Consider the following 2173-nt stretch of genomic DNA (forward strand, 5'->3'; position numbering starts at 1 on the left):
GCCCCCGCGAGGCCCGGCCACCCGGCGAGCGGGCCAGCGCCCAGGACAGCGACAGGTGCACCCGGGCCCGGGTGATGCCGACGTAGAGCAGCCGGCGCTCCTCCTCGACCTGCTCGGGCGTCTTGGCGTACGTGATCGGCAGCATGCCCTCCGTGAGCCCCACCAGGAACACCGCGTCCCACTCCAGGCCCTTCGCGGCGTGCAGTGAGGCGAGTGTCACACCCTCGACCGTCGGCGCGTGCTGCGCCGCCGCGCGCTCGCCCAGTTCGTCGACCAGATCCCGCAGCGTCGCCCCCGGCCTGGCCCGGCCGAAGTCCTCGGCCAGCCGCACCAGCGCGGCAAGCGACTCCCACCGGTCCCGTACGGTGCCCGAGCCCGCCGGCGGCTCCGCCGACCAGCTCAGCACGGCCCGGACCTGGGCGGCCAGGTCGCCGTCCCGGCCGGCCTCGTCCAGCATCGCGTCGTTCTTGCCGCCGACGGCCGCGCCGCGCAGCTTGATCCCGGCCTCGCGCACCTCGGGCCGCTCGAAGAACCGCTCGGCGCCCCGCAGCTGGTACGGCACGGAGCGGTCGGCGAGCGCCTGCTCGTAGACCTCCGACTGGGCGTTGATCCGGTAGAGCACGGCGATGGAACTGGGCGCCACGCCCGCGTCGATGAGCCGGCGGATGTGCCGTGCGGTGCCCTCGGCCTCGGCGGGCTCGTCCGCGTACTCCGTGAAGGCGGGCTCCGGGCCCGCCTCGCGCTGCGCGACCAGCTCCAGGCGGGCGGCGGCGGCCCGGCCGGTGGCCTGGGCCAGCACGCCGTTGGCCAGGTGGACGACCTGGGGCGTCGAGCGGTAGTCCCGGACGAGCTTGACGACCGTGGCCTCCGGGTGCCGGACGCGGAAGTCCAGCAGGTGGTCGGGGGTGGCGCCGGTGAAGGAGTAGATCGTCTGGCTGGCGTCGCCGACGACGCACAGGCTGTCCCGGCCGCCGAGCCACAGCTCCAGCAGCCGCTGCTGGAGCGGGCTGACGTCCTGGTACTCGTCGACGACGAAGTGCTGGTACTGCCGCTGCACCTGCTCGGCGATGTCCGGCCGGTCCTGGAGCACGCCCACCGTGAGCAGGAGTACGTCCTCGAAGTCGATGACGCCGCGGTCGCGCTTCAACTGCTCGTACCCCCGGTAGATACCGGTGATCTCCGCCGGGTCGCGCGGGGCGTCGCGGCCGGTCTTGGCGATCGCCGCCGCGTAGTCCTCGGGGGCGGTCTGCGTGACCTTCGCCCACTCCAGCTCGCCAGTGACGTCCCGCAGCTCGTTCCGGTCGAGCCGGACGCGGCCACGCGCCGCGGCCTCCGCGACCAACTGGACCTTGCGCTCCAGCAGCCGCGGCAGCTCGCCGCCGACGGCCCGCGGCCAGAAGTACTGCAACTGCCGCAGCGCGGCGGAGTGGAACGTCCGCGCCTGCACGCCCGGGGCGCCGAGCTGGCGCAGCCGGCCGCGCATCTCGCCGGCCGCCCGGTTCGTGAACGTCACGGCCAGTACGCTCGCGGGCTGGAGCACTCCGGCCCGCACGCCGTACGCGATGCGGTGCGTGATGGCCCGCGTCTTGCCCGTGCCCGCGCCGGCCAGCACGCACACCGGGCCCCGCAGGGCGGTCGCCACCTCGCGCTGCTCGGGGTCGAGCCCGGCCAGCACCGCGTCCGCCGAGCCCGGGACGGCGGGGAACGCCGTGGACTCCGGGGACAGGGAGGGCTGCGAGGACTGCGGGGGCTGCGGTGCTGCTGTCACCCCGCCATGCTGCCAGGTCCCCCGGGACCGGTGTGCCGGTTGTCCACAGGCCCGGCACGAGCGGCCCGGTTGTCCACAGATAGCGGCCGGGGCTACGGGAATGGCCGCGTCCCCGGGTACGTTCACCTTCCGGAACAGATCACGCCGCGACCCGGCCGACCCCCGAAGGAGCGCAGCGACATGGCGGGCACCGTCACGATGTACAGCACCACCTGGTGCGGCTACTGCCGTCGGCTCAAGAGCCAGATGGACCGCGAGGGCATCCCGTTCGAGGAGGTCAACATCGAGCAGGACCCGAAGTCCGCCGCCTACGTCGAGAGCGTGAACAACGGCAACCAGCTCGTGCCGACCGTCGTCGTGGTGCCGCGGCAGGGCGGCGAGTCCGTCGCCATGCCGAACCCCTCG

Annotated in this window: 2 protein-coding genes; one reads left to right on the forward strand and one right to left on the reverse strand. The window is 74.1% G+C overall.

The features are described from left to right. The coding region (locus H5J30_RS28795) for an ATP-dependent helicase (protein WP_309505661.1) at positions 1-1768 on the reverse strand (1768 nt) is incomplete at its 3' end. A 180-nt stretch (positions 1769-1948) separates the two neighbouring features. Between H5J30_RS28795 and H5J30_RS28800 the strand changes: the two genes are divergently transcribed. After that, the coding region (locus H5J30_RS28800; protein ID WP_181790209.1) for a glutaredoxin family protein at positions 1949-2173 on the forward strand (225 nt) is incomplete at its 3' end.

The sequence above is a fragment of the Streptomyces phytophilus genome (assembly GCF_013870535.1).
GTDB classification, from domain to species: Bacteria; Actinomycetota; Actinomycetes; order Streptomycetales; family Streptomycetaceae; genus Streptomyces; species Streptomyces phytophilus.